Origin of the sequence: Streptomyces radiopugnans (assembly GCF_900110735.1) — a bacterium.
Lineage (GTDB): Bacteria > Actinomycetota > Actinomycetes > Streptomycetales > Streptomycetaceae > Streptomyces > Streptomyces radiopugnans.
Genome location: NZ_FOET01000007.1, coordinates 154,406 through 179,540 on the forward strand (window position 1 = coordinate 154,406; position 25,135 = coordinate 179,540).

At 74.5% G+C, this 25,135-nt stretch carries 23 protein-coding genes; 15 read left to right on the top strand and 8 right to left on the bottom strand.

The genetic code is table 11. The features are described from left to right. Positions 1-109 precede the first annotated feature (109 nt). From BMY40_RS15440 to BMY40_RS15450, 3 genes are all read right to left on the bottom strand, one after another. The gene (locus BMY40_RS15440) at positions 110-1,030 is read right to left on the bottom strand and encodes a slipin family protein (RefSeq protein ID WP_093659801.1); all 921 of its coding nucleotides are present in this window, start codon (positions 1,028-1,030) and stop codon (positions 110-112) included. Positions 1,031-1,212: 182 nt separating this feature from the next. Continuing rightward, the gene (locus BMY40_RS15445; RefSeq protein WP_093659803.1) at positions 1,213-2,775 is read right to left on the bottom strand and encodes a sodium:solute symporter family protein; all 1,563 of its coding nucleotides are present in this window, start codon (positions 2,773-2,775) and stop codon (positions 1,213-1,215) included. 225 nt (positions 2,776-3,000) lie between these two features. After that, the gene (locus tag BMY40_RS15450; protein WP_093659805.1) at positions 3,001-3,927 is read right to left on the bottom strand and encodes a 5-dehydro-4-deoxyglucarate dehydratase; all 927 of its coding nucleotides are present in this window, start codon (positions 3,925-3,927) and stop codon (positions 3,001-3,003) included. A gap of 293 nt (positions 3,928-4,220) precedes the next feature. Between BMY40_RS15450 and BMY40_RS15455 the strand changes: the two genes are divergently transcribed. Continuing rightward, a complete protein-coding gene (locus BMY40_RS15455) occupies positions 4,221-5,051 on the top strand; it encodes an NAD-dependent epimerase/dehydratase family protein (protein WP_093659807.1) in 831 nt (276 codons plus the stop codon). Positions 5,052-5,076: 25 nt separating this feature from the next. On the opposite strand, the gene BMY40_RS15460 is transcribed toward BMY40_RS15455, so the two are convergent. Then, complete coding sequence (locus BMY40_RS15460; RefSeq protein ID WP_177214020.1) at positions 5,077-8,070, bottom strand: SpoIIE family protein phosphatase; 2,994 nt, start codon at positions 8,068-8,070, stop codon at positions 5,077-5,079. A gap of 230 nt (positions 8,071-8,300) precedes the next feature. On the opposite strand from BMY40_RS15460, the gene BMY40_RS15465 reads away from it, so the two are divergent. Then, on the top strand, positions 8,301-10,364 hold the full coding sequence (locus BMY40_RS15465; protein WP_093659809.1) for a sensor histidine kinase: 2,064 nt from the start codon (positions 8,301-8,303) through the stop codon (positions 10,362-10,364). 31 nt (positions 10,365-10,395) lie between these two features. Here the strand turns inward: BMY40_RS15465 and BMY40_RS15470 are convergent, their stop codons facing one another. After that, positions 10,396-10,731, bottom strand: a complete 336-nt coding sequence (locus BMY40_RS15470; protein WP_245770112.1) for an SCO4225 family membrane protein — start codon at positions 10,729-10,731, stop codon at positions 10,396-10,398. Between the two features lie 192 nt (positions 10,732-10,923). Between BMY40_RS15470 and BMY40_RS15475 the strand changes: the two genes are divergently transcribed. The 5 genes from BMY40_RS15475 to BMY40_RS15495 all read left to right on the top strand — a co-directional run bounded on the left by BMY40_RS15475 (position 10,924) and on the right by BMY40_RS15495 (position 13,695). Beyond that, complete coding sequence (locus BMY40_RS15475) at positions 10,924-11,595, top strand: response regulator (protein WP_093659958.1); 672 nt, start codon at positions 10,924-10,926, stop codon at positions 11,593-11,595. Positions 11,596-11,914: 319 nt separating this feature from the next. Beyond that, positions 11,915-12,289 carry an SCO4225 family membrane protein gene (locus BMY40_RS15480; RefSeq protein WP_245770121.1) on the top strand — a complete coding sequence of 125 codons (375 nt, stop codon included), beginning with the start codon at positions 11,915-11,917 and terminating at the stop codon, positions 12,287-12,289. A gap of 146 nt (positions 12,290-12,435) precedes the next feature. Next, entirely contained in the window at positions 12,436-12,855 is a 420-nt protein-coding gene (locus BMY40_RS15485) for a PPOX class F420-dependent oxidoreductase (RefSeq protein WP_093659811.1), read from the top strand. A gap of 222 nt (positions 12,856-13,077) precedes the next feature. Further along, a complete protein-coding gene (locus BMY40_RS15490; protein ID WP_093659813.1) occupies positions 13,078-13,275 on the top strand; it encodes a hypothetical protein in 198 nt (65 codons plus the stop codon). 108 nt (positions 13,276-13,383) lie between these two features. After that, positions 13,384-13,695 (top strand): hypothetical protein, encoded by a 312-nt coding sequence (locus tag BMY40_RS15495; protein WP_093659815.1) that lies wholly within the window; start codon positions 13,384-13,386, stop codon positions 13,693-13,695. Positions 13,696-13,736: 41 nt separating this feature from the next. On the opposite strand, the gene BMY40_RS15500 is transcribed toward BMY40_RS15495, so the two are convergent. Further along, a complete protein-coding gene (locus BMY40_RS15500) occupies positions 13,737-13,967 on the bottom strand; it encodes a hypothetical protein (RefSeq protein ID WP_093659817.1) in 231 nt (76 codons plus the stop codon). Between the two features lie 58 nt (positions 13,968-14,025). Next, the gene (locus BMY40_RS15505) at positions 14,026-14,493 is read right to left on the bottom strand and encodes an NUDIX domain-containing protein (protein ID WP_093659962.1); all 468 of its coding nucleotides are present in this window, start codon (positions 14,491-14,493) and stop codon (positions 14,026-14,028) included. Between the two features lie 276 nt (positions 14,494-14,769). On the opposite strand from BMY40_RS15505, the gene BMY40_RS15510 reads away from it, so the two are divergent. The 3 genes from BMY40_RS15510 to BMY40_RS15520 all read left to right on the top strand — a co-directional run bounded on the left by BMY40_RS15510 (position 14,770) and on the right by BMY40_RS15520 (position 16,695). After that, the gene (locus BMY40_RS15510; protein ID WP_093659819.1) at positions 14,770-15,177 is read left to right on the top strand and encodes a hypothetical protein; all 408 of its coding nucleotides are present in this window, start codon (positions 14,770-14,772) and stop codon (positions 15,175-15,177) included. Between the two features lie 38 nt (positions 15,178-15,215). Beyond that, positions 15,216-15,722, top strand: a complete 507-nt coding sequence (locus BMY40_RS15515; RefSeq protein WP_245770113.1) for a thiol-disulfide oxidoreductase DCC family protein — start codon at positions 15,216-15,218, stop codon at positions 15,720-15,722. Between the two features lie 157 nt (positions 15,723-15,879). Beyond that, a complete protein-coding gene (locus BMY40_RS15520; protein ID WP_245770122.1) occupies positions 15,880-16,695 on the top strand; it encodes a TetR family transcriptional regulator in 816 nt (271 codons plus the stop codon). Between the two features lie 47 nt (positions 16,696-16,742). Here BMY40_RS15520 and BMY40_RS15525 read toward each other — a convergent pair whose 3' ends face one another. Beyond that, a complete protein-coding gene (locus BMY40_RS15525; RefSeq protein WP_281250784.1) occupies positions 16,743-17,507 on the bottom strand; it encodes an NADPH-dependent F420 reductase in 765 nt (254 codons plus the stop codon). Positions 17,508-17,640: 133 nt separating this feature from the next. On the opposite strand from BMY40_RS15525, the gene BMY40_RS15530 reads away from it, so the two are divergent. The 5 genes from BMY40_RS15530 to BMY40_RS15550 are packed head-to-tail and all read left to right on the top strand — an operon-like array spanning position 17,641 to position 25,110. Next, positions 17,641-18,504 (top strand): TIGR03084 family metal-binding protein, encoded by an 864-nt coding sequence (locus tag BMY40_RS15530; protein WP_093659827.1) that lies wholly within the window; start codon positions 17,641-17,643, stop codon positions 18,502-18,504. Next, positions 18,501-20,237 carry an acyclic terpene utilization AtuA family protein gene (locus tag BMY40_RS15535; RefSeq protein WP_177214021.1) on the top strand — a complete coding sequence of 579 codons (1,737 nt, stop codon included), beginning with the start codon at positions 18,501-18,503 and terminating at the stop codon, positions 20,235-20,237. Before BMY40_RS15530 ends, BMY40_RS15535 begins: the two co-directional genes overlap by 4 nt. Continuing rightward, entirely contained in the window at positions 20,234-21,838 is a 1,605-nt protein-coding gene (locus BMY40_RS15540; RefSeq protein ID WP_093659829.1) for an acyl-CoA carboxylase subunit beta, read from the top strand. The genes BMY40_RS15535 and BMY40_RS15540 overlap by 4 nt, the downstream gene beginning before the upstream one ends. Positions 21,839-21,847: 9 nt before the next feature. Next, positions 21,848-23,923 (top strand): ATP-binding protein, encoded by a 2,076-nt coding sequence (locus tag BMY40_RS15545; protein WP_093659831.1) that lies wholly within the window; start codon positions 21,848-21,850, stop codon positions 23,921-23,923. Continuing rightward, positions 23,920-25,110 carry an acyl-CoA dehydrogenase family protein gene (locus BMY40_RS15550; RefSeq protein WP_093659833.1) on the top strand — a complete coding sequence of 397 codons (1,191 nt, stop codon included), beginning with the start codon at positions 23,920-23,922 and terminating at the stop codon, positions 25,108-25,110. The genes BMY40_RS15545 and BMY40_RS15550 overlap by 4 nt, the downstream gene beginning before the upstream one ends. The last annotated feature ends 25 nt before the right edge of the window (positions 25,111-25,135 follow it).

Genomic DNA, 25,135 nt, shown 5'->3' on the forward strand with positions numbered 1-25,135 from the left:
GTGCCACGCTGACCCGTTCGCGGCGTGCGCGGCCCCGGCGCGGGCGCGGTCGCGGCACGCCGCGACGCCCGGCGGCCCGGGGACGTCCCCGGGCCGCCGGGCGCGTGCCTCACCTTTCCCCGGCCCTCTGTCCGTCGCTCCCGGAGTCCGCCGGCGCCCGGGCGGGGGAGGCCGCCGCGTACGGGGCCTGCGCGGGCGGGACCGCGGCCTGTGCGGAGGGCGGGGGTGCCACGCCCGGCTGGGAGCTCTGCTGCGGAGCCTGTTGCGGGGTCTGCTGCGCCTTCTCCAGGAACCGCAGCAGTTCGACGGGGAAGGGCAGGACCAGGGTGGAGTTCTTCTCGGCGGCGACCGCCACCACCGTCTGCAGAAGCCGCAGCTGAAGCGCCGAAGGCGTGTCGGCCATCTGCTGCGCGGCCTCCGCCAGCTTCTTCGAGGCCTGGAACTCGGCGTCGGCGTTGATGACGCGGGCCCGCCGGTCGCGCGCGGCCTCCGCCTGGCGTGCCATCGACCGCTTCATCGTCTCCGGCAGGGAGACGTCCTTGATCTCGACCCGGTCGACGTGGACGCCCCAGCCCACGGCCGGGCTGTCGATCATCAGCTCCAGGCCCTGGTTCAGCTTCTCCCGGTTGGACAGCAGATCATCCAGATCGCTCTTGCCGATGATGGAGCGCAACGAGGTCTGGGCCATCTGGGAGACCGCGAAGCGGTAGTCCTCCACCCGGACGATCGCGTCGACGGGGTCGACGACCTTGAAGTACACGACGGCGTCGACCCGGACGGTCACGTTGTCCCTGCTGATGCCCTCCTGCGCGGGCACCGGCAGGGTCACGATCTGCAGGTTGACCTTGCGCATCCGGTCGACGAACGGAACGATCATGGTGAAGCCCGGTCGGCGTACGTCCTTCATGACCCGTCCGAGCCGGAAGACCACCCCGCGTTCGTACTGTTTGACCACCCGGGCCGCCAGCGCGACGTAGACGGCGCAGACGCAGAGCAGCACGATTCCCGCCGCCGCGAGTCCCTGGAGCATCGCAGACACCTACTGTCATGGGTTGCACTGTTTTCCTGACCCTTTTTGCCCGATATTTACGATAACTCCGAATGGGTGCCAGGGGGAGCCCCGTCTCCGGGGCACCGGGGAGCGTGCGGCGGTGGTGGCTGCTCTCGGGCGCGGCGGCGCCCCGGGCGCACCGCGCCCGGGGCGGTTCCCGCTCAGCGGGCGGCGATCGTGCCCGACACGGCGTCGCCGTCGGAGGAGGGCGGGTGGTCGACGAACCTCCGCTCCACCTCGGCCCTCTCGGTCTCCGACGGGTCGCTGTCGAGGGAGTCGAGCAGCGCGTCGCGCGCCGTGCTGCCCTCCGGCCGCACCAGCCCGACGACGACGTACAGCGTCAGCGAGGTGAGGACCGGCAGGCCGACGCTCGCGGTCTGGCCAGCGTCCTCCACCCCCCAGTAGAGATACGCCCAGACGGCCAGGCCGCCCGCCCAGGAGACGAGCGCCGCGCGCGGTCCGTGGCGCCGGAACCAGGGCAGCAGGCCCAGCATCAGCGGAATGGAGATCGGTCCCATGGTGGCGGCGACGATGCTCACCACGACCGTCATGATGAAGCCGTCCGGGTCGGCGAGGAGTGCGAGGGTCATGCTGAACGTGACGAAGGCGACCGTGGTGATCCGCGCGAACAGCAGCTGTCCGGCCTCCGTCAGGCGCCGTACGCGAGGGACGATCACCGGAGCGAGGTCGCGGGTGATGACGGCGGTGATGACGTTGGAGTCGGAGGCCACCATGGCCATGGTGTGGGAGAAGAAGCCGGCCAGGAGCAGTCCGATGAGACCGGCGGGCAGCAGCTCCTGGGCGAGCATGATGTACGACCTCTCGCCGTCGTCCAGGCCGGGGACGACGAGCGGTGCGGCGATCATCGGGACGAAGAGGATGAACGGCCACACGATCCACAGGAAGCTGGAGAGCAGTGCCGACCTCCTGGCCCGGGAGCCGGAGGGCGCGGCCATGTAGCGCTGCGCCAGGTTCCACATGCCGCCGTTGTACTCGAAGGTCTTCACCAGCAGGAACGCCATGATCAGCCCGGTGGTCACGGGACCGTTGACCGGGTCGCCGCGGTCGGCCGGGAGGTCGCCCCACATCGTCCAGAGGGTGGCCACCCCGTCGAGGTGGGCGAAGAGCGCGAAGAGCATCGCGAACCCGGCGACGGCCTGGATGACGAACTGGCCGAAGTCGGTGAGGACGTCGGCCCACAGTCCGCCGAAGGCCATGTAGAGCATGGTGCAGGCGCCGGTCAGGGTGATGCCCCACACCAGCGGGATGTCCGCGAAGCCCTGGAGCAGCAGCGCGATGGCGACCCACTTCGCGGCGATGTCCACCACCTTGAGCGCGGTGCCGCTGTAGGCGAGGACCTGCTGGGTGGGCAGGTCGTAGCGGACGGCGAGGTAGGCGAGCGGCGAGTTGACGCCGTGTCTGGCGCGCAGCCGGTTCCAGCGCGCGGCGAAGAGGAAGGCGCCGACGCCGATGCCGACCCCGATGGTGAGGGGCCACCAGAAGTAGACGGTGACGCCGTGGTCGTACGCGACCGCGGCGAAGGTCACGAACATGATCGCGCTGTAACCGGACATGTGGTGCGATATCCCGGAGAGCCACCACGGGATGCGGCCGCGGGCCGTGAAGAAGTCGGCGATGGTGTGGATGCGTTTCCTCGACCAGAGGCCGATGCCCACCATCACGAGGAAGTACGCGCCCAGCACGGTCCAGTCCAGTGCGGCCATGACGGCTCCTTAGTTCATAGATGTGAACTTCTGTCAACTCTATGAATGCGTGCCGTCACAGTAGAAGCGCCCCCATGGGGCGTCAATACGTGTGGACGGAGCGGAACGGCAAGGGGGTGGGGGAGAACTGGGCGCACGGGTCGCCGTTCACAGATGTATATGTCGTTCCGTTCCATGTCGGGAAGGTGTGTGCGCGGAGGCCTCGTCCGGGCCTCCGCGCCCGTCTCACGCCAGCAGGGTGCGCCCGTGTTCCATCAGGGCGGAAAGCTCCTCGATGTGCGCGCCGTCCGGCTCGCTCAGCGGGGGCCGCACTCCGCCCACGTCCAGACCGCGCAGCCGTACCCCGGCCTTGACCAGCGAGACCGCGTAGCCGCGGCCCTTGTTCCGCAGCTCCACCAGGGGGCGGTAGAAGCCGTCGAGGAGGCGTCGCACGGTGGCGTCGTCGCCCTCGGTGAAGGCGCGGTGGAAGGCGACGGCGATCTCCGGCGCGAAGCAGAAGGCGGCGGAGGAGTAGAGGCCGACCCCGATGCCCCGGTAGGCGGGGCAGGTGAGTTCGGCCGTGGGCAACCCGTTGAAGTACAGGAACTCGCGGCCGGGCTCCGCGGTGCGCACGGCGCTGACGATCCGCTGCATCAGGTCGAGGTCGCCGACGCCGTCCTTCAGGCCCGCGATCCCGGGGTGGCGGGCGAGTTCGGCCACGGTGTCCGGGGCGAGGACGGCGTTGTCCCGCTGGTAGACGATGACGTCCAGCCCGGTGGCGTCGGCGAGGGCGGTGTAGTGGTTCCGCAGACCCTCCTGGTCGGGTGCGACCAGATAGGGGGGCATGGCGAGGAGTCCGTCGGCGCCCGCCTCCTCGGCGATGCGGGCGTACCGCACGGCGAGGGCGGTGCCGTAGCCGGTGCCCGCGACCACCGGCACCCGTCCCGCCGCCTCCGCCACCGCCGCGGAGACGCACGCGCCGAACTCCTCGGGGGTCAGGGCGTGGAACTCGCCGGTGCCGCAGCAGGCGAAGACGGCGGCGGCGCCGGCGTCCACGCCGCCGCGCACGTGGGCGCGGAACACGTCGGTGTCGAGGGCGCCGTCCGGTCCGTACGCGGTGACGGGGAAGAAGAGCAGACCGTCGAGCCGGGCGGCGAGAGGAGGTTTGGTCACGGCACTCCCTGGGTGTCGCGGGGCGGCAGATGGTGTACACATTCACGACCGTTGTCCATATTCATGAACGCCGTTACGGTAGGACAGGGATTCGCTGCGGTCAAGACGGTCGATCGCCGGAGGGACGTTGTCGGGGTGGGGGAGTGAGAAAGCGCTTTCCCCTACACTTGACGATGTTGGGGCGAGTCCATACCGTCTCCACAGTTGTGAATGACGTTCGGTGAACCGCTCCTGCGTCGAGCCCGCTCCGGCGTGTGCGCGCCGGCCTCCCCACCGCACCGAGGAGACAGCCCATGCCCGCCCCCAGAACCGTCCTGCTCACCGGTGCCGCGGGCGGCCTCGGCACCCTGATGCGGGAACTGCTCCCCTCCTACGGCTACACCCTCCGGCTCCTCGACGTCGCCCCCGTCGAGCCGCTCCCCGGAGCGGAGGAGCGGACCGAGGAGACGATCACCGCCGACCTCGCGGACCGGGCGGCGCTGCGGGAGGCCGTGCGGGGCGTGGACGCCGTCGTCCATCTCGCCGGGATCTCCCTCGAGGCCCCCTTCGAGAAGATCGTGCGGGCGAACATCGAGGGCACCTACAACCTCTACGAGGCGGTCCGGGAGGAGGGCGTCGGGCGTGTCGTCTTCGCCTCCTCCAACCACGCCGTCGGCTACACCCCCCGTCCGGGCGAGGGCGACCCGCTGATCCCGGTGGACACCCCGCGCCGCCCCGACACCTTCTACGGGCTGTCGAAGTGCTTCGGCGAGGACCTGGCCCAGCTCTACTGGGACCGGCACGGCATCGAGACCGTCTCCGTCCGCATCGGCTCCTGCTTCCCCGAGCCCACGACGGTGCGGATGCTCTCGGTCTGGATGAGCCCCGCCGACGGGGCCCGGCTGCTGCACGCCGCCCTGACCGCCGAGGGGGTCGGGCACACCGTGGTCTACGGCTCCTCCGCCAACACCCGGCTGTGGTGGGACCTCTCCTCGGCGCGGGCACTGGGGTACGAGCCGCAGGACGACTCCGAGCCGTACGCGGCCAAGCTCATCGCCGAGCAGGGCGAACTCGATCCGGGCAGGCCGGAGCACGCGTGCCTGGGCGGCCACTTCACCACCGACCCGCCGATCTGGCCGCACTGATCCGCCGGGGCCGCGCGCCGGCGGATCAGCCGAGGTCGTCGAACATGGCCAGCAGCGCCTGCTCGTCCGCCTCCTCCGGCGCGGGCTCCCCCTGACCAAAGTGCCCGGAGCCGGGGTGTCCGGAGTGCGGCACCTGCTCGGCCCACACCGTCTTGCCCCGCGCCATGTAGCGGACCCCCCAGTTCCTGGTGAACTGCGCCACCAGGAACAGTCCGCGCCCGCCCTCCTCGGTCACTCCGGCGCGCCGGATGCGCGGAGAGGAGTTGCTGCGGTCGGAGACCTCGCAGACCAGGGACGCGCCGCGCAGCAGTCGCAGCCGCACCGGCCCCCCGCCGCCGTACCGCACGGCGTTGGTGAACAGTTCGCTCACCACCAGGCCGGTGCCGTACTCCAGGTCCGGCAGGCTCCACTCGTCCAGCTGCCGCCGTGCCAGCGCCCTGGCCTCGGACACCACCGACGGGTCGGAGGGCAGCTCCCAGGACGCCACCCGGTCGGTGGGCAGCGCGTGCACACGGGCCAGCAGCAGTGCCACGTCGTCACGGGTGCTGTCCGGCGGGCCGTCGGGCAGCAGGGTGTCCGTGACCCGGCCGCAGATCCGTTCCAGCGACACCTCCGGCCGCGGTGAGGGCTCAGGCTCCGGCGAGGAGCCCGGCGGCGGCTTCGGGCCGCGCAGCGCGGACGCGAGCAGCGCCATGCGTGCGTCGATGTCGCCGTAGGCGCGGCCCTCCTTGAGCAGGCCGTCGGTGTACAGCGCCAGCAGACTGCCCGAGGGCAGCTCCACGGCGGCGGACTCGTAGGGCTGGAGTCCGCCGAGCCCCAGTGGTGGGCCGGCCGGCAGGTCCAGCGTCCGCGTTCCCCCGTCGGGAAACACGGCGACGGGCGGCGGATGCCCGGCCCGGGCGGCCGTGCAGCGGCAGATCACCGGATCGTACACCGCGTACAGACAGGTCGCGGCCGTGGCCGGGTCGTCGGGCGCGCGGCCGACCAGATCGTCCAGGTGGGCCAGCACCTCCTCCGGAGGCATGTCCAGGTCGGCGAGGGTGCGCACCGCCGTGCGCAGCCGCCCCATGGTCGCCGCCGCCTCCAGCCCGTGGCCCGCCACGTCCCCGACGACCAGGGCCGAACGCATCCCGGACAGCGGGATCGCGTCGAACCAGTCGCCGCCCACCCCGCTCCTGACGTCGGCGGGCAGGTAGCGGTGGGCGAGGTCCACGGCGGCCAGCCGGGGCGTGTCGCGCGGCAGCAGGCTGCGCTGCAGGGTCAGGGCGGCGTCGCGCTCCCGGCTGAAGCGGCGGGCGTTGTCCACGCTGATCGCCGTGCGGGCCGCCAGTTCGCCCGCCAGGGCGAGGTCGTCCTCCTCGTAGGGGCGTGCCCTGCCGCGCCGGTAGAAGCCGGCCAGACCCAGGACCGCGCCCCTGGCGCGCAGCGGTGCGGCCAGATACGAGTGCTCGCCCTCGCCGAGCAGCCCGCGGACCAGTGCGGCGGGGTGGGCGTCGTCCGGGGAGGACACCGCCAGGAGCTCGGTCCGCACCGAATCCGCGACCGGCCGCCCGGTGCCGAGGCACCTGGCCTGCGGCGTGCCGGGGGCGTAGTCGACGGGGGCGTCCGCGCCGCCGCTGCGCGGGTCGTCGGCCTCCCCGCCGGTCCGCACGGCACGTACGGCCATCCGGCGCAGCGCCGGCGCCGCGCCGGGGGCTCCCGGCGGGGGCTCCTCGCCGGCCAGGACGTCCTCGGCCAGGTCCACCACGACGACGTCGGCGAACCTCGGTACGGCGATCTCCGCCAGTTCCTCCGCCGTGCGCCGTATGTCCAGTGTGGTGCCGATGCGGGTGCCCGCCTCGTTCAGCAGCGACAGCCGTCGGCGGGCCTCGACGGCCAGGCGGCCGACACCCGGCTCGCCCACCATCAGCAGCCATGCGTCGGGGCCGCCGCCCTCCGTCCCGCCGGGCCGCCGCTCCCGCTCCGTCTCCCGTGCCCCCTCCGGCTCCTCCCGTGCTCCCTCCGGCTCCTCCCGTGCCCCCTCCGGCTCCTCCCGCGCGGCGTCCGGCACGCCCGTCCCCTCCCGCGCCCCCGTTCCCTCCGGTACGCCCTGAGGCCGCCCGGCGGGGGACGGCGAGCGCAGCAGGGGCACCCTCCGGCCGTCCGGGCCGTTCGCCGTGGCCGCGGGCGGCCCCGGGACGGTGGCCGTGGCAGGGGTCTCCCGGAAGCTGATCTCGACGGCGGCGCCCTCCGCGTCGCCGTGGTGCAGGAGCCTGCGCCGCAGTGTCGCCACCCGCCCGCCCGTCAGCGGCACCTCGGCGAACGTCTCGTTGCTCGAGGAGATCAACTCGGTGGCGGTCTCCAGCAGCGCCAGTTCCTCCCGCGGGGCCAGCCGGGGCGCCGCCCCGCCGCGGCGGACCGGCGCACCCGTGGCGAGATCGATCTCTGTGTGCTCGCCGCGCCGCCTGGACCGCAGGAAGGACTCCACCAGGCCGCGCTCCCTGGCCGACCCCATCTCCAGGAGCCGCTCGCCGATGCGGTCGGTGGCCTCCTGGAGCATCAGCGCCATCCCGGGCCTGGCCAGCTCCATGGGGACGGAGAGGTTCACCGCACCCTGCACGGTGCCGCCCACCGGGTCGCGCACCGGGGCGGCCATGCAGGTCAGGGTCTTGAGGCTGTGCAGGAAGTGCTCGTGCCCGACGACCACGAACGGGGCCCGGGTGCTCAGCACCATGCTGACGCTGCTGGTGCCCATGAACCGCTCGTCGACGTTGGCGCCCGGGACGAGGGAGGCGGCGTCCATCAGCTCCAGCCCCCTGGGCTCCCCGAGCCGGTCGACGATGGTGGCCCGCGAGTCGGTCAGCACCAGGGTGACGGGCATTCCGGAGAACCGCTCGTACAACCGCCGCAGTACCGGCATGGCGGCCCTGACCAGCCGGGAGTCCGGATCCAGATCGCTCTCGACCGGCAGCGCGGGGTGCTCCTGGTCGATGCCGAGCAGACGCGATCGCTGCCAGGAGGCGAGGATCTCCGCACGCACCTCGGGAGTGGACGGCCGCCCACCGCTACCGTCCCCCGCGAGGATCGGGAAAGAAGTCACCAGAACGAAATAATAGGACAAAAGGTTCACGCGTTCATGTCGGTGCGCTCGGGAGCGGCCCGGGAGGCCCCGCGCAGCGGTGCGGCACGGCCGGTCCGTCCGCGTGCCCGCCCGCCGACCTGTCCGTCGGCCTGTCCGCGGGCCGGACGCGCCGCTATGGTCCCCGGAACATGGAGCTACCACGGTCCTGGCTGCCGCCCGCCGCCCTCGCCGCCGCGCAGGTCGCGTGGTGGCCCCTCGACGCACTGCGCTCCGGCGGCGCCGCCCCGGGACCGGTGGCGGTGGGCGCCGGTCTGCTGGCGGTGTGCCTGGCCGCCGCCGTCCTCGGCCTGCGGCGGCAGGCGCCGGTGGGCGCGCTGGCAGGCGTCACCGCCGTGGCGGTCCTCGGGCCGGCCGCCTCGTTCCCCGGCGCGCTGGACGTGTTCGGCGCCGCCGGGGTGGCCCTCGCCCTGCACGCGGTGGCGGTGCGGTGCGAGGCGGCCACCGTCGTGATCGCGGGCGCGGCCCACCTGTGCTGGCAGCTGCTGTGGGGCACCGTGCTGTACGGCGGGAGCCGGGGCGCCGCCGCCGGCCTCGTCCTCGCCGCCCTGCCGCACGTGGTCGGCATCGGCACCGGTCTGGGCAGGCGCCGCCGGCTGGCCGCCCGGCACGCCGCCGCCGCACGGCTGGCCAGGGCCGAGGAGGAGCGGAGCAGGGCCGCCGACGAGGAGCGCCACCGGCTGGCCCGCGAACTCCACGACGTCGGCGCCCACCACCTGACCTCGGTCGTGGTCACGGCCGAGGCCGCGCGCAGGCTCGGCGGCTCCAGGCCCGAACTGGCCGCCGAGGCGCTGGAGGCCGCGGCGCGCGACGGCCGCGAGACCGTGTCCACACTGCGCGAACTGGTGGCGGTGATGCGCACCGAGGCGGAGGGGGAGCCCCGCACCTGGAACGGCCGCATCGCCGAACTCGCCACCGGAGTGGGCGGGTTGGGCGGCCCCGTGGAGACCGACCTCCGGACGGACCTGCCGGGGCGGGTGGGCGAGGCCGTCTTCGGGATCGTGCGGGAGGCACTGACGAACACGCTGCGCCACGCCCCCGGCGCGGCCGTACGGGTCGCCGTCGGACACCGCGGCGGCCTGCTGGAGGTGACCGTCGACAACGACGCCCCGCCGGCCGGCACGGCGCCGCACGCGTCCGGCGCCGTGCGCGGTCTGGGGGCGGGGCGCGGCCTTGCCGGGATGCGGGAGCGCGCGGCAGCGGCCGGCGGGCGTCTGACCGCGGGACACCGCCCCGGCGGAGGCTGGCGGGTACGGGCGGAACTGCCCGCCGAAGGCCTCGCGCCCGCGGCGTCTCCGGCGGGCGGGCGCGGGCTCCGCCGGCCCGCGCGCGTACCCCGGCCGAGCCGGCGGCGGGTGGCCCAGGTGCTCCTCGCCCTGTTCGCCGTCCTCAACCCGCTGATCCCCGCGCTGACGACCAGGACGGTCGGCTCCGCGCCCCACGGGCCGGCGGCCGACGCGCTGTACCTGCTGCTGACGGCGGTCCACGCACTGCCGCTGCTGTGGCGGCGACGCGCCCCCCTGGCGGCGCTGACGGCGGCCCTGGCCACCGCGTGGCTGTGGCCGGCGGCGGCCCTGTCCGGGGCCCTGCCCCCGGAGGTGCTGCCGCTGCTGTGGGTGGGCGCGGGGGTGGAGATCGCCGCGGTGTACTCCGTGGCGGTCCACGGCCGGTACGGCCGCGGAGCCCGGTGGGCCGCCCCCGCGGCGGGACTGCTCCTGGGCGCCGCGGTGGGCGCGAGCGCCGTCGCCGCCGGGCTGCTGCCGGACCGGTTCACCGGGCCGGCGGCGCATCTTCCGGTCACCGTGCCGCTCACCGCCGCCCTGGTGCTGGTCTTCGCGGCGGTGTGGCGGGCGGGCGCCGCCGCGCGCGCCCGCGGCGCCCGTACCGCCGCCCGTGAGCGGGCGGCGGTCCAGGAGGCCGTACGGCAGGCGGCGGAGGCGGTGCGCGCCCAGCGGCAGCACGTCGCCGAAGGGCTGCGCGGAACCGTCCTGGAACGGGCGGGCCGGGTGGTGCGCAGCGCAGAGGAGGGACGGCTGGAGGACGTGGCGGCCGAGGCGCGGGCGGCGCTGGCCGCCATGCGCGAGCTGCTCGCCACCCTCCACGAACCCGGCGGCCGGCCCGCCCGGGCGCCGGCCGCGAGGACACCGGCGCGGGAAGACGCCTCCGCGCCGCCGCGGACGGCGGTGGGTCCCTGAGCGAGGCGCCGCGGGCAGGCGGGACGTCAGCTCACCCGGCGTCGCCGGTGCTCCGCCCGCCCCGCCCCAGCGTGCGTACGCACCAGTTGATCAGGGCGGCGTTCGCCAGGGCGCTCACGACGACGACCGACAGATAGGTGAGGATCCCCTCCCCGGGCGCGAGCAGGAACAGCATGCTCAGCGGAGCGGTGGCCAGCAGGGGGACGACCCCCGCCATGGAGGCGTCCTCGTGGCTCACGAGGAAGGCGTCCGCCAGCACCCACACCAGCAGGGAGCCGCACAGCGCGAGATAGGCGCGGGCCGTCCACGTCCCGGCCACCGCCGAGGCGACGCGCCGCACACGCCGCCGGTGCCGTACGCCGTCCACCCTGCCCCCGATCCGTCCCCGTGCCCGTCCCCGGTCCCCGCCGGCGGCGCGCCGACGGCGGAGGAGCGCCGTCCAGACTATCCCGCCCACCGGGGCGGAGCGGGGCGGACGGGAGCGGGCGGGCCCGTGCGCGTGGGACGATGGCGCCCAGTCGGCCGGAGCGTCCACCGGCCCGGGGCAGGGGGTGAACCCATCGCCGTTCGTGTGCTGGTCGTCGACGACCAGGCCGTCGTCCGCGCGGGTTTCGCCGCGATCGTCGACGCCGAACCGGATCTGTCGGTGGTCGGCGAGGCCGGCGACGGCGCCACGGCCGTGGAACTGACGGCGGAGCTCGACCCCGACGTGGTGCTGATGGACATCCGGATGCCCGGCATGGACGGACTGACGGCCACCCGGCTGATCGCCGGCGGCCCGGCCCGGGCCCGTGTCCTGGTGCTCACCACCTTCGACCTGGACTCCTACGTCTTCGAGGCCCTGTGCGCCGGGGCCTCCGGATTCCTGCTCAAGGACGCCCGGGCCGACGACTTCCTGGCCGCCGTCCGCGTCGTCGCCTCCGGCGACGGCATCCTGGCGCCGGCCGTGACCGGCCGCCTCATCGCCGCCTTCGCGCAGGGCGGGCCGGTCCGCCCCGAGGCCGGCGGGGCGCTGGAGCGGCTCACGCCCCGCGAGCGGGAGGTGCTGCTCCTGGTCGCCTCGGGACTGACCAACGCCGAGATCGGCGAGCGCCTGGGAGTCTCCACGGGGACGGTCAAGACCCATGTGAACGCTCTGTTCGGCAAGCTGGGGCTGCGCGACCGGGTCCAGGCGACCATCCTGGCCTACGACACCGGGCTGATCAGGCCCCGCACCACCTCCACGCGGTAGGCGCGCCCCGCCGGTCCGTCCCCGCCGACCCGTCCTCGGCCGGGCGAAGGCCCCCGCGGTGCCCGCGGCGTCCGGCCGACCGCCGGTACGAGACCCCTCTACCCAGAGGTAGAGGAGAGGTTCCTGCCGGTGGCCGAGGAGTTCGCGGGTTCCCCCGCGCGATCCTGGAATCACAGGCCGGCACGGTCCACCGGATCCCGCCCCCCGGGAGGGACGGTGTGTGCCGCACGTCCGGCCGGCGAGCGCCGCGAACCCCCGTGGAACGCGCGGCACGACGGGCAGCGAACGACGAACGGGAAGAAAGAGACGGGTGAGCGAGATGGCCGTGCACGACGGTACGCGGGGCAACGGGGACAGGGGCGGGAACGGGAGCGGCAAGGGGAGGCTTCCGCTGCGCGTCGGAGGCGTCGCGGACAACTGGCCCGCCCGGATCTACCTGGCGGTGTGCGCGGCACTGGTGCTGTGGGTCGTGCTGGACGCGGCGGTCCTCCCGCACGAGGACGCCTCGATGGCGGGGGTGTGGCCCGTGGCGGCCACCGCCCCGACCAGTCTGCTCGCCCTCGCCGTGCCGCTGCCCGACGGTCCCGTCGGGGCGGCGCTCCTGCTGGGCCTGGTCTCACTGGCCGCCGTGGTCAACGCCTGGGTGTTCAGCGCCGTGCTGCGCCGGGTCCGCACGCGCACCGCACACGCCTGAGGCCTCGCGCGGGCGGCGGCGCGACGCCGCCGCCCGCACCCGCGGATGATCCCGCGATCGGCGCCGGCGGTGTGTGATGCTGGGCGGGACCATGCCGGTCGGACGGCGTACAGCGACGTACAGCGACGTGCCGAGGAGTGCCACCCATGTCGAAGCCACCGCTTCCCGAAGCGGCCGTGACCATGCTGGAGAAGGCCAATCCGGCCGTCATCACGACCCTGCGGCCGGACGGCCAGCCGGTGTCCACCGCCACCTGGTACCTGTGGGACGGCGGCCGGGTGCTGGTGAACATGGACGAGGCCCGCAAACGGCTCCAGCACGTGCGCAACGACCCCCGTGTCACCCTCACCGTGCTCGACGAGGGCAACTGGTACACCCACGTCAGCCTCATCGGCCGCGTCGCCGAGATCCGAGACGATCCGGAGCTCGCCGACATCGACCGGCTGGCCCGCCACTACCTCGGCGAGCCGTATCCGCGGCGGGACCGCCGCCGCGTCAGCGCCTGGATCGAGATCGACCGCTGGCACGGCTGGGGCTCGCTGAAGGACAGCGACCAACCCGGATGACACCTCACCGGCCTTGTGCCCGGCCCCTCGTGTGAGGGGCCGGGCACAAGGCCGTCCGGCTGCGGGCGGGCACCACGGGCCCGGCGGCGGGCCGCGGGGCGGAAGGCGGGCCGTGCCCGGGCCGCGAGGCCCGGTCGAGGGGGCCGCGAGCCGGCAGGAGTGTTCTTCTCCGTACGGGGCACCGGTCGATGACAGCCCGGTTCGGTTGTTTCAGGAGGCACCGTGACGGAAACCATCGTTCTCATCCTCGGCCTGGTGGTCGCGCCCATAGCCGCCCTGGCCCTGCTCACCTGGGGTCTGAACGGCACCGTGTGGCTGCTGGACCGCTTCGCCGGCCGGAGGGAGGCGGTGGCGCGGACCGTGCGGTGGCGGGCGCCGCAGACGAGCCCGGGCGGCGGCGCCGAGACCCTTCCCCGCTGACCCCCGCCGCCTCCCCGCAGCCTCCGTGCCGGTTCTCCGCTGACCCTGCCGGGGCATGGGCGGGGGAATCCGGCATGGCATCCGGCCCGGCCGGTCACACGTCGAGCCATGAGCGATTCACCGAGCACACCCCCCGCAGGCCCGGCGGACGAACGGGCCGTCCGGCGTCTGGTACCGGTCTGGCTGGAGGAGGCGGCCCGCCATGACGCGGAAGCGGCCGAGCGGGCCCGGCAGGAGTGGGAGCAGGGCCGGCTGTCCCCCGACGCCGCCAGGGAACTGGCGGACTGGGTGACGGCCCGGGTCACCGACACCGGGTTCAACGAGGACGAGGGGCCTTCCAGGCGGGGACCCGCACACGTCAGCGTGGCCGACAAGGCCGCGGTCCACCGGTGGCTGGCCGCCCGGGGGCACGACGTGTGAGGCGGTGCCGGAATCCGGGAATCCGGCAGCGGGGCGGCGGCTCAGGCCCAGGTGTACTTGTCGCCGCCCACCCAGCGCACGGTGGCCGGGTCGTCCAGGTCCACCGGACTCAGACCCGCGTCGTACGCCAGCCGGACCACGTCGGTCAGGTCATGGGCGAGGCCCACCGGCTCCCCTCTGACCTGGACGGTGCGGAACGGCCGGTCCCCGTGTGTCACGCCCCAGACGATGATCGGGGGCTGCGGCGGCGTCTCGTCGGTCACGTCTCCCATCGTGTACCGCCGCGGGCGGCCCCGCACTCCGGCCCCGCACTCCGGCCCCGCACTCCGGCTACGCGTTCCGGCCAGGGCCGGCCTCGCGCTCGATCAGAGGCCGGTGCGACTCCTGCAGTCCCTCGGGCAGGTCGCCGGGCGCGAACCACCTCGCCTCCAGGATCTCGAGGGGGGCGACCCGAAGGGTGCCGCCGGTGAGCCGGGCCTCGTAGGCGACCTCCGCCCGCAGCCGGTATCCGCTGGTGAGGCGGACGAGTTCGCCGACGCGCACCTCGAGCCCGGTCTCCTCGCGCACCTCGCGGACGACCGTCTCCTGGAAGGTCTCACCCTTCTTCGCGTACCCCGTCGGCAGGCCCCAGGGGCGGGCCTCGCGCCACATGCGGTGTCTGAGGAGGAGCACGCTGCCGTCCGCGTCGCGCACGACGCCGGTGACGCCCACCATGAACTTCGGGTTGGCGAGCCACAGCAGGCGCCACTGCAGCCGGCCGCCGATGCGGTGCCAGATCCGGGCGGCGATCCTCTTCACGGGGTCTTCTCCTTCGGTGGGTCCGGAGTGGGGCGCCGTCCGCGCCGCGCCGGTGCGCAGCCGTGCGGAGGTGCCGCCGTTCACGATGACGCACCCGCCCCTCCCGGTGCGTCAGGCGCTCGGGGCCGACCGGTGCGCGCCGTCCGCCGGCCGGGCGCCTCCGGCCCCATCCCCCTTGCCGCGCAAGCGACTTGAACGTGTTCAAAAACAGGTCTACAGTCCGGTGCAACAGCTTTTTGAACACGTTCAAAGAGCGCTTCACGAAGGGGTGGGGGCATGGACCTCACTGTGGTCACGTACGTCGTCTACCTGGCCGTCAGCATCGCTCTGACGGTCTGGGTGGCGCGCACGCTCAGCAGGAACGGGCAGATCTTCCTCGAGGACGTCCTGCGCGGGAACGAGAAGCTCGCGGACGCCGTGAACCACCTGCTGGTGGTCGGGTTCTACCTCGTCAACCTCGGCTTCGTCGCCCTGTACCTGAGGGTCGGGGCCCCGGTGGACGACACCAGGGGGGTGTTCGAGGCGCTGTCGAAGCAGCTGGGCGTGGTGCTGCTGGTCCTCGGTGTGCTGCACCTGGGGAACGTCTACGTCCTCAACCGGATCCGGCGGCGGAGCGCGATGGAGCGCGAGCAGACGCCTCCGGTGCCCCCGCAGGGCTGGACCGCTCCGGCCGCCGGGGCGTGACGGGCGTGCCGGGGACGGCCGCCGGAGACCGGGACGCCGTGCGCGTCCCGGTCCGCCGGCTGACGGTGCTCTACGACGCGGACTGCCCGCTGTGCCGGCACATCCGCGACTGGCTGGCGCGGCAGCGCCAGCTCGTCCCCCTCGACCCGGTGCCCGCCGGCTCGCCGGAGGCGCGGCGCAGACTGCCCGGACTCGACCACGGCCGGACCCTGGAGGAGATCACGGTCGTGGGGGACGGTGGGCAGGTCTACCGGGGACCGGCCGCCTGGATCGTGTGCCTGTGGGCCCTGGCCGAGTACCGGCCCACGGCCCACCGGCTCAGCACCCCGGCGGGCGCGCCGCTGGCGCGCGCGGCGGTGCTCGCCGCGGCGAAGTACCGGCGGGCGGCGCGCAGGCCGCACGGGAGCGGCGACTGGGGCGGGCAGGCCTACCGCACGGACGACGGCTGGAGTTACGCCCCGGGCACGGGCTGGACCTTCACCGGCCAGGCCCCGCCCTCCTCCCTCCCCCCGGCCTGCGGGGGGAGCTGCCCGGCGCCCGATTAGGCTCACCCGTGTGGAAGCAGCACCGAAATCCGTACGCGAGGACGCCGCGGCCGGCTCCTGCGAGCCTCCCGCGGCCCCCGGAGCCGGGAAGCGGGGCGGACCGGAGAAGGCATCCGGACCGGCCAGACGGCCCAGGAGCGAACAGACGCGGGCCCTCATCCTGGAGACCGCCCTCCGCCTGTTCCGCGAGCGCGGCTACGACCGCACGACGATGCGCGCCATCGCCCAGGAGGCCGGGGTCTCCGTCGGCAACGCGTACTACTACTTCGGGAGCAAGGAGCACCTGATCCAGGGCTTCTACGACCGGATCGCCGAGCAGCACCAGGCGGCCGCCGAGGCCGTCCTGGACGGCGAGAGGGACCTCGCGGCGCGCATCCGCGGGGTCCTCCTCGCCTGGCTGGACATCGCCGAGCCCTACCACGAGTTCGCGGCCCAGTTCTTCAAGAACGCCGCCGATCCCGACAGTCCGCTCAGCCCCTTCTCCGCCGAGTCCGAGGGGCCGCGAGAGGCGGCGATCGAGGTCCACCGCAGGGTCCTGGCGGGGGCGGACACCGCCTACGACCCCGAACTCGCCGAGCAGTTGCCCCGGTTGCTGTGGCTCCAGCAGATGGGCCTGGTCCTGTTCTGGGTCTACGACCGCTCCGAGGGCTCGGCGAACAGCCGCCGCCTGGCCGAGCGCGTGGCGCCGATCGTCGCCCGCGCGATATCCCTCACCCGGTTCCGGCTGCTGAGGCCTCTGGTGCGCGAGACCCACGAACTGCTCAGCGACTTCATGCCGACGGCGGCGGGCATGGCGGCGAACGGCCCGCAGCGCGAGGAGCCGGGAAAGCCGGAGAAACCCGGGAGACGGAAGCCGGGAAGGAAGGCGGCCGGTGCGAAGGAGGGGGGAAGCGGGACGGCCGACGGGCGCGCGGCCTCCAGCGGCCCTGCCTCCAACACCCCCGCCCCCGGGGAGGGCGAGGGGGAGGGCTGAGGGCGTCCGGCGCAGGACGCGTCCTGCGCCGGACGCCCGGCCCGGCGTCAGGCGCGGAAGTCGGCCGGCCGCTCCGGGGACGCCTCGGCCAGCGCGGCGGCGACCTCCTCGGCGCCGGCCCGCAGCCCGTACACGGGCGTTCCGGGCTGCTGGCGCCAGGAGTCGTCGATGCCGCCCGCGTCGACGGTGCCGAAGCCCATCTCCTCGATGAGGTCCCGCACTCGGCGCTTGGCGTCCTCGTCGTCCCCGGCCACCGGCAGGGCCATGCGCTCCGGGTCGCCCGCGGGACGCGGCCTGTCGACGATGTCCTGGGCGTAGGTGCCGTTGAACGCCTTGACCACCGGGTGGCCGATCTGCCGCTCGGTCCAGCGACTCTCGGTCAGCCCCTCGTCCTCGATGGCGTCGATCCGGCCGTCGCGCTGCCGCGGGTAGTAGTTGCCCGTGTCGATGACGGCCACCCCGGGGGCGGCTCCGTCGAGCAGCCCGGAGGGCAGGTCGGGCACGGCCTTCAGCGGAACGGTGACCACCACGACCTCCGCGCCGCGCGCCGCCTCGGAGGCGGCGACGGGGGTGGCCCCGGTCTCCTCGGCCAGCGCGGTGAGGGTGTGCGGCCCGCGCGAGTTCGCCACCGACACGTCGTGGCCGAGCGCCGTCAGCCGCCTGGTCAGATTGCCGCCGATGTTGCCCGCGCCGATGATGCCGATCTTCATCGTTCGCCCTTCCGTGTCCGTCGGTCGGGGCGACCGGCGGCCGCCCCCTGCCGCCCGGCCGGGGCCGGGGCGGCTCCCTGCGCAACCCCGGTGCCGGGTGATCTGTTCCCCGCCTCATCGCCCGCCTCGTCCGGTGCCGGCCGCAGAAAATCATGCATGCGTGCTTGATTGTTTCCGTCGCCCCTGTCACGCTCGCCGGACGGGGGCCCACACGGCCGGGGCGAGGGAGGGCGGCATGCCGGGCACGGCTGCGGACGAGGTGCTGGAGGACCTGCGGCGCGAGGGCGAGGAACTGGACGCGCTCGTCGCGCCCCTGGCGGAGGAGACCGGCGGGCGGTGGACGGCCGCCACCGCGGCGCCCGGCTGGACCGTCGCCCACCAGATCGCCCACCTCGCCTGGACCGACGAGCGCGCCCTTCTCGCCGCCCGCGAGCCCGAGGCGTTCCGGCGGGAGGCGGAGGCGGCGTTCGCGGACCCCGCCGCCGTGGGCACCTACGTCGACGACGGAGCCCGCCGCGGCGCCGCGCTGCCGCCCGGCGCGCTGCTGGCACTGTGGCGCGCCGGGCGGCGAATGCTCGCCGGTGCGCTCCAGGAGCTGTCCGCACGGCCGGGCAGGCACCGCATCCCCTGGTACGGACCGCCGATGAGCCCCGCCGGCATGGCCACGGCCCGACTGATGGAGACATGGGCGCACGGCGAGGACATCGCCGGGACCCTCGGCGTGCGGCGCGAGCCGACCGCCCGTCTGCGCCATGTCGCCCGACTCGGCGTGCGGACCCGGGACTTCGCCCACCTGGTGAACGGACTGGAGCCGCCCACCGAGCCGTTCCGCGTCGAACTCGTCCCGCCCCCGGCGGCCGGCGGCGCTCCCGGCGAGCTGTGGACGTACGGCCCCGAGGACGCGCCGCAGCGCGTCGGCGGGCCCGCGCTGGACTTCTGCCTGCTCGTCACCCAGCGCGTCCACCGCGACGACACCGCCCTGCGCGCCACCGGCGCCGCCGCCGAACGCTGGCTCTCCGTCGCCCAGGCCTTCGCGGGCCCGCCCGGCGCCGGGCGGACGCCGAGGGCGCGCAGCCACGGAGACGGAGGTGCGCGGTGACCCCCGCCCCCGGCGGCGGGGTGCTGCGGATCGGGAACGCCTCCGGCTTCTACGGCGACCGCTTCGACGCGGTGCGCGAGATGCTCACCGGCGGTGAGCTGGACGTCCTGACCGGCGACTACCTGGCCGAGCTGACCATGCTGATCCTGGGCCGGGACCGGATGAGGGACCCCGGCCTCGGCTACGCCAGGACCTTCCTGCGGCAACTGGAGGACACCCTCGGCCTCGCCGTCGAACGCGGTGTGCCGCTGGTGGTCAACGCGGGCGGACTCAACCCGGCCGGACTGGCCCGGGCGGTCAGGGAGTTGGCCGCCGGGCTCGGCCTGCCGGCCAGGGTGGCCCATGTCGAGGGCGACGACGTGACCGCCCGAGGCGGCTGGGGCGAGGACGTCCTCACCGCCAACGCCTACCTCGGCGGGACCGGCATCACCGCCTGCCTGGAGGCGGGCGCCGACGTGGTGGTGACCGGCCGGGTCACCGACGCCGCGCTGGTCACCGGAGCCGCCGCCGCCCGCTTCGGCTGGGACGCCGGCGACCCCGCCGACCGCGACGCGCTGGCCGGCGCCGTGGTCGCCGGGCACGTGCTGGAGTGCGGCACCCAGGCCACCGGCGGCAACTACGCCTTCTTCGCCTCCGAGGGGATCGACGTGCGCCGCCCCGGCTTCCCGCTGGCCGAACTGCACCGCGACGGCAGCTCGGTGATCACCAAACACCCGGGCACCGGCGGTGCCGTGACCGTCGGCACCGTCACCGCCCAGCTGCTGTACGAGACGGCCGGCGCGCGCTACGCCGGGCCCGACGTGACGGCGCGGCTGGACACCGTACGGCTGCGGGCCGACGGCGAGGACCGGGTGCGGATCGAGGGCGTGCGCGGCGAGCCGCCGCCGCCCGCGCTCAAGGTGGGCCTGACCCGCCTGGGCGGCTTCCGCAACGAGGTGGTCTTCGTCCTCACCGGCCTGGACGTCGAGGCCAAGGCGGCGCTGGTGCGCGAGCAGATGGAGGACCGGCTGGACGCCGCGCCCGGCGGCCGCCCGGCGGAGGTCCGCTGGACCCTGGCCCGCACCGACCGCGCGGACGCGCCCGTACAGGAGGAGGCGAGCGCCCTGCTCCGCCTCGTGGTGCGGGACGCGGACGCCGACCGGGTGGGGCGGGCCGTCAGCGGCGCCGCCGTCGAGCTGGCGCTCGGCAGCTACCCCGGCTTCCACGTCACCGCCCCGCCGGGCAAGGGGGCGCCGTACGGCGTCTTCGAGACGGCGTACCTGGACGCGGCCGAGGTGCCGCACACGGCCGTACTGCCGGACGGGCGGCGGATGCCACTGCCGCCGCCCCGCGCCACCCGGCCCCTGGAACCGGTGGCCGAGCCACCGCTGCCCGAGCCGCTGCCGCAGGAGAGCCTGGACGCCACCCGGCGGGCGCCGCTGGGCGCCGTGGCCGGGGCGCGCAGCGGGGACAAGGGCGGCAGCGCCAACATCGGCGTGTGGGCGCGCGACGAGCGGACGTGGCGCTGGCTGGCGCACACCCTCACCGCCGACCGGATGCGCGAACTGCTTCCGGAAACCGCCGAGTTGCCCGTCACCAGGCATGTGCTGCCCGGCCTGCGCGCCCTGAACTTCGTCATCGGCCGCATCCTCGGCGAGGGCGTGGCCTCCCAGGCCCGCTTCGACCCGCAGGGCAAGGCGCTGGGGGAGTGGCTGCGCTCCCGCCGCATCGACATACCCGAGGAGCTGCTGTGACCGTGCTGCGCTCGGCGCTGGACACCACGGCGCCGGAGTACGCCGCCAACCGCGAGGCGATGCTCGCGAAACTGGACGCACTGGAGGCCGAGCACGCCAAGGCCCTGGCCGGCGGCGGCGAGAAGTACGTCGCCCGCCACCGCGGGCGCGGCAGACTCCTGGCCCGCGAGCGGATCGAGCTGCTGCTCGACCCCGACACCCCCTTCCTGGAACTGTCCCCGCTGGCGGCCTGGGGCAGCGACCACACCGTCGGCGCCTCGCTGGTCACCGGCATCGGAGTGGTCGAGGGCGTCGAATGCCTGATCACCGCCAACGACCCGACCGTGCGCGGCGGAGCCAGCAACCCCTGGACGCTGAAGAAGGCGCTGCGGGCCAACGAGATCGCCCGGGCCAACCGGCTGCCGCTCGTCAGCCTGGTGGAGTCCGGCGGGGCGGACCTGCCCAGCCAGAAGGAGATCTTCATCCCCGGCGGCGCGCTCTTCCGCGACCTCACCCGGCTCAGCGAGGCCGGCATCCCCACGATCGCGGTCGTCTTCGGCAACTCCACCGCGGGCGGCGCCTACGTCCCCGGCATGTCCGACCACGTGATCATGGTGGACCGGGGCGCCAAGGTGTTCCTCGGCGGACCGCCGCTGGTGAGGATGGCCACCGGCGAGGAGGCCGACGACGAGGAACTGGGCGGCGCCGACATGCACGCCCGCGTCTCCGGCCTTGCCGACCACTTCGCGGTGGACGAGCCCGACGCGCTGCGCCAGGCCCGCCGCGTCGTCGCCCGCCTCAACCGGTCCAAGGCCCACCCCGCCCCCGACCCGGCGGCCGTACGCCCGCCGCGCCACGACGAGGACGAGCTGCTGGGCGTCGTGCCCGGCGACCTCAAGATCCCCTTCGACCCGCGCGAGGTGATCGCCCGGATCGTCGACGACTCCGACTTCGACGAGTTCAAGCCGCTCTACGGCACCAGTCTGACCACCGGCTGGGCGACCCTGCACGGCTACCCCGTCGGCATCCTGGCCAACGCCCGCGGTGTGCTGTTCAGCCAGGAGGCCCAGAAGGCCGCCCAGTTCATCCAGCTCGCCAACCAGCGCGACATCCCGCTGCTGTTCCTCCACAACACCACCGGCTACATGGTCGGCACCGAGTACGAGCAGGGCGGCATCATCAAGCACGGCGCGATGATGATCAACGCGGTCTCCAACTCCAAGGTGCCGCATCTGTCGGTGCTGATGGGCGCGAGCTACGGCGCCGGCCACTACGGCATGTGCGGCCGGGCCTACGACCCGCGCTTCCTGTTCGCCTGGCCCAGCGCCAAGTCCGCGGTCATGGGCCCGCGGCAGCTCGCCGGAGTGCTCTCCATCGTGATGCGCGAGTCCGCGGCGGCCAGGGGCAGGCCCTACGACGAGGAGGGCGACGCGGCGCTGCGCGCCATGGTCGAGCAGCAGATCGAGGCCGAGTCGCTGCCGGTGTTCCTGTCCGGGCGGCTCTACGACGACGGCGTCATCGACCCGCGCGACACCCGCACCGTGCTCGGCATGTGCCTGTCGGCCGTGCACAGCGCACCGGTGGCGGGCGCGCGCGGCGGCTTCGGCGTCTTCCGGATGTGAGGAGTGGACATGTCGACAGAAGCGGACGCGGGACGGACCATCGGCTCCGTCCTGGTCGCGGGCCGCGGCGAGATCGCCCGGCGTGTCTTCCGCACCTGCCGGGAGCTGGGCGTCGCCACCGTCGCCGTCCACTCCGACGCGGACGCGGACGCCCCCCACGCGCGGGAGGCCGACGCGGCCGTGTCGCTGCCCGGCGACGCACCCGCCGACACCTACCTGCGCGGCGACTTGATCGTGGCGGCCGCACTGGCGGCGGGCGCGGACGCCGTCCACCCCGGCTACGGCTTCCTCTCGGAGAACGCCGGCTTCGCCCGGGCGGTACTGGAGGCGGGCCTGGTCTGGATCGGCCCGCCTCCCGAGGCGATCGAGGCCATGGCGTCCAAGACCCGCGCCAAGGAGCTGATGGACAGGGCCGGGGTACCCCTGCTGGCGCCGGTGCGGCCCGGCGAGGCACGCGAGGAGGACCTGCCGCTGCTGGTCAAGGCCGCGGCGGGCGGCGGCGGGCGCGGCATGCGGATCGTGCGCGAACTGGCCGCGCTGGAGGACGAGGTACGTGCCGCGTCGGCGGAGGCGGCGGCCGCCTTCGGCGACGGGGAGGTCTTCACCGAGCCCTACGTCGAGCGCGGACGCCATGTGGAGGTGCAGGTCCTGGCGGACGGCCACGGCACGGTGTGGGCCCTGGGCACCCGCGACTGCTCGCTCCAGCGCCGCCACCAGAAGGTGATCGAGGAGGCCCCCGCACCGCACCTGACCGGGGAGCAGCGCGCCGGACTGCACGGTGCGGCCGAGCGCGCGGCGCGCGCGGTCGGCTACCGGGGCGCGGGCACGGTGGAGTTCCTCCTCGCACCGGACGGGCGGGCGTACTTCCTGGAGATGAACACCCGCCTCCAGGTCGAGCACCCCGTCACCGAGTGCGTGTACGGCCTCGACCTCGTCGCGCTGCAACTGCGGATCGCCGAGGGCGCCCCGCTGCCCGCCGCGCAGCCGCCCGAGCCGCAGGGCCACGCCGTCGAGGCCCGCCTCTACGCGGAGGACCCGGCCCGGCAGTGGCGCCCGCAGACCGGGCGGGTGCACCGTCTGGAGGTGCCCGGCGGCCCCGGGGTGCGGCTGGACGCGGGGGTGGCCGGCGGTGACGAGGTCACCGTCCACTACGACCCGATGCTGGCCAAGGTCATCGCCTGGGCGCCCACCCGCGCCGAAGCCGTGCGGAAGCTGGCCCACGCGCTGGAGCGGGCCCACATCCACGGCCCGGCCACCAACCGCGACCTGCTGGTGCGCTCGCTGCGGCACCCCGACTTCGCCTCCGGACGCCTGGACACCGGCTTCTACGACCGGCATCTGACGCACCTGTGCCAGGAGCCCCCGGACGGCGAACGGCGCCTGCGCGCAGCGGCGTTCGCGGCGGCACTGGCGGACGCCGAGGCGCGCCGCACGGCCGCGCGGACCGTCTCCGGGCGGCTCGGCGGCTGGCGCAACCTCCCCTCCGGCCCGCAGACCAAGTGCTACCGGGCCGAACCCGGCGGGGCGGAGCTGGAGGTGCGCTACCGGCCCGCGCGCGGCGGCCCGCCGCTCGCCGAGGACCTGTCGGGCGTACGCGCCCTGCGGGTCGCCGCCGACCGCGTCGAGCTGGAGGTCGACGGCGTACGCCACCGCTTCGACGTCGCGGCGTACCCGGACGGTCCGGACGGGCCGGGCGGCGGGGAGGAGCGGGCGAGGGTCTTCGTGGACTCGCCGCTGGGCGCGTACGCCTTCACGGTGCTGCCGCGCTTCCCCGATCCACGCGACCGCACCGAGCCCGGCTCGCTGCTGGCGCGGATGCCCGGCACGGTCGTGCGCCTCGCCGACCGCCTCGCCGCGGGCGACGCGGTGACGGCGGGACAGCCGCTGCTGTGGCTGGAGGCGATGAAGATGGAGCACCGCGTCACGGCGCCGGCCGACGGGGTGCTGCGGGAGCTGCGGGTGACCGCCGGACAGCGCGTGGAGGTCGGCGCCGTCCTCGCGGTCGTCGCCTCCGAGGAGCAGGGCCGCACCGGCGGCGCGGAACCGCCGGCGAGTCCGGCAACCGACGAAGGGGCAGGGGCATGACCACCGAACAGTGCGCCGGGCACACGGGAACGGCACTGCTGGAGACCGGCGAGCAGCGGGCGCTGCGCGCGGCCGTCGCCGCACTCGGCGGGCGCTACGGCCGCGAGTACTTCGAGCGGGTGCGCCGGGCGGGCGAGCAGACCGACGAACTGTGGCGTGAGGTGGGAAAGCTCGGCTACCTCGGCGTCAGCCTCCCCGAGGAGTACGGGGGAGGGGGCGGCGGCATCACCGAGCTGTCGATCGTGCTGGAGGAACTGGGCGCGGTGGGCTGCCCGCTGCTCATGCTCATCGTCACCCCCGCCATCACCGGCACCGTCATCGCCCGCTTCGGCACCGAGGAGCAGAAGCGCGCCTGGCTGCCCGGACTGGCCGACGGCAGCCGGAAGATGGCGTTCGGCATCACCGAGCCGGACGCCGGCTCCAACTCCCACCGCATCACCACCACCGCCCGCCGCGACGGCGGGGACTGGGTCCTGAACGGCCGCAAGGTCTTCGTCTCCGGCGTGGACATCGCCGACGCCACCCTGATCGTGGGCCGTACCGAGGACGCCCGCACCGGACGCCTCAAGCCCTGCCTGTTCATCGTCCCCCGGGATGCCCCCGGCTTCTCCCGCAGCATGATCGAGATGGAACTGTCCGCCCCCGAGAAGCAGTTCGAACTGGTGCTGGACGACGTACGGCTGCCCGCGGACGCGCTCGTCGGTGACGAGGACGCCGGACTGCTCCAGCTCTTCGCCGGCCTCAACCCCGAGCGGATCATGACCGCCGCGTTCGCCCTCGGCATGGGCCGCTTCGCCGTCGGCAGGGCGGTGGACTACGCCCGCACCCGGCAGGTGTGGAAGGAGCCGATCGGCGCCCACCAGGCCGTCGCCCACCCGCTGGCCGAGGCGCACGTCGAGATCGAACTGGCCCGCCTGATGACGCGCAAGGCGGCCCTGCTGTACGACGCCGGCGACGACGCGGGGGCGGGCGAGGCGGCCAACATGGCCAAGTACGCGGCGGCGGAGGCATGCGCGAAGGCCGTCGACCGCGCCGTGCACACCCTCGGCGGCAACGGCCTGACCAGCGAGTACGGTCTGGGCTCCCTCGTCACCGCCTCCCGCGTGGCCCGCATCGCGCCGGTCAGCCGGGAGATGATCCTCAACTTCGTCTCCCACCAGACCCTGGGACTGCCCAGGTCCTACTGAGCCACTCCGCCCTTCCTCCGGAGGA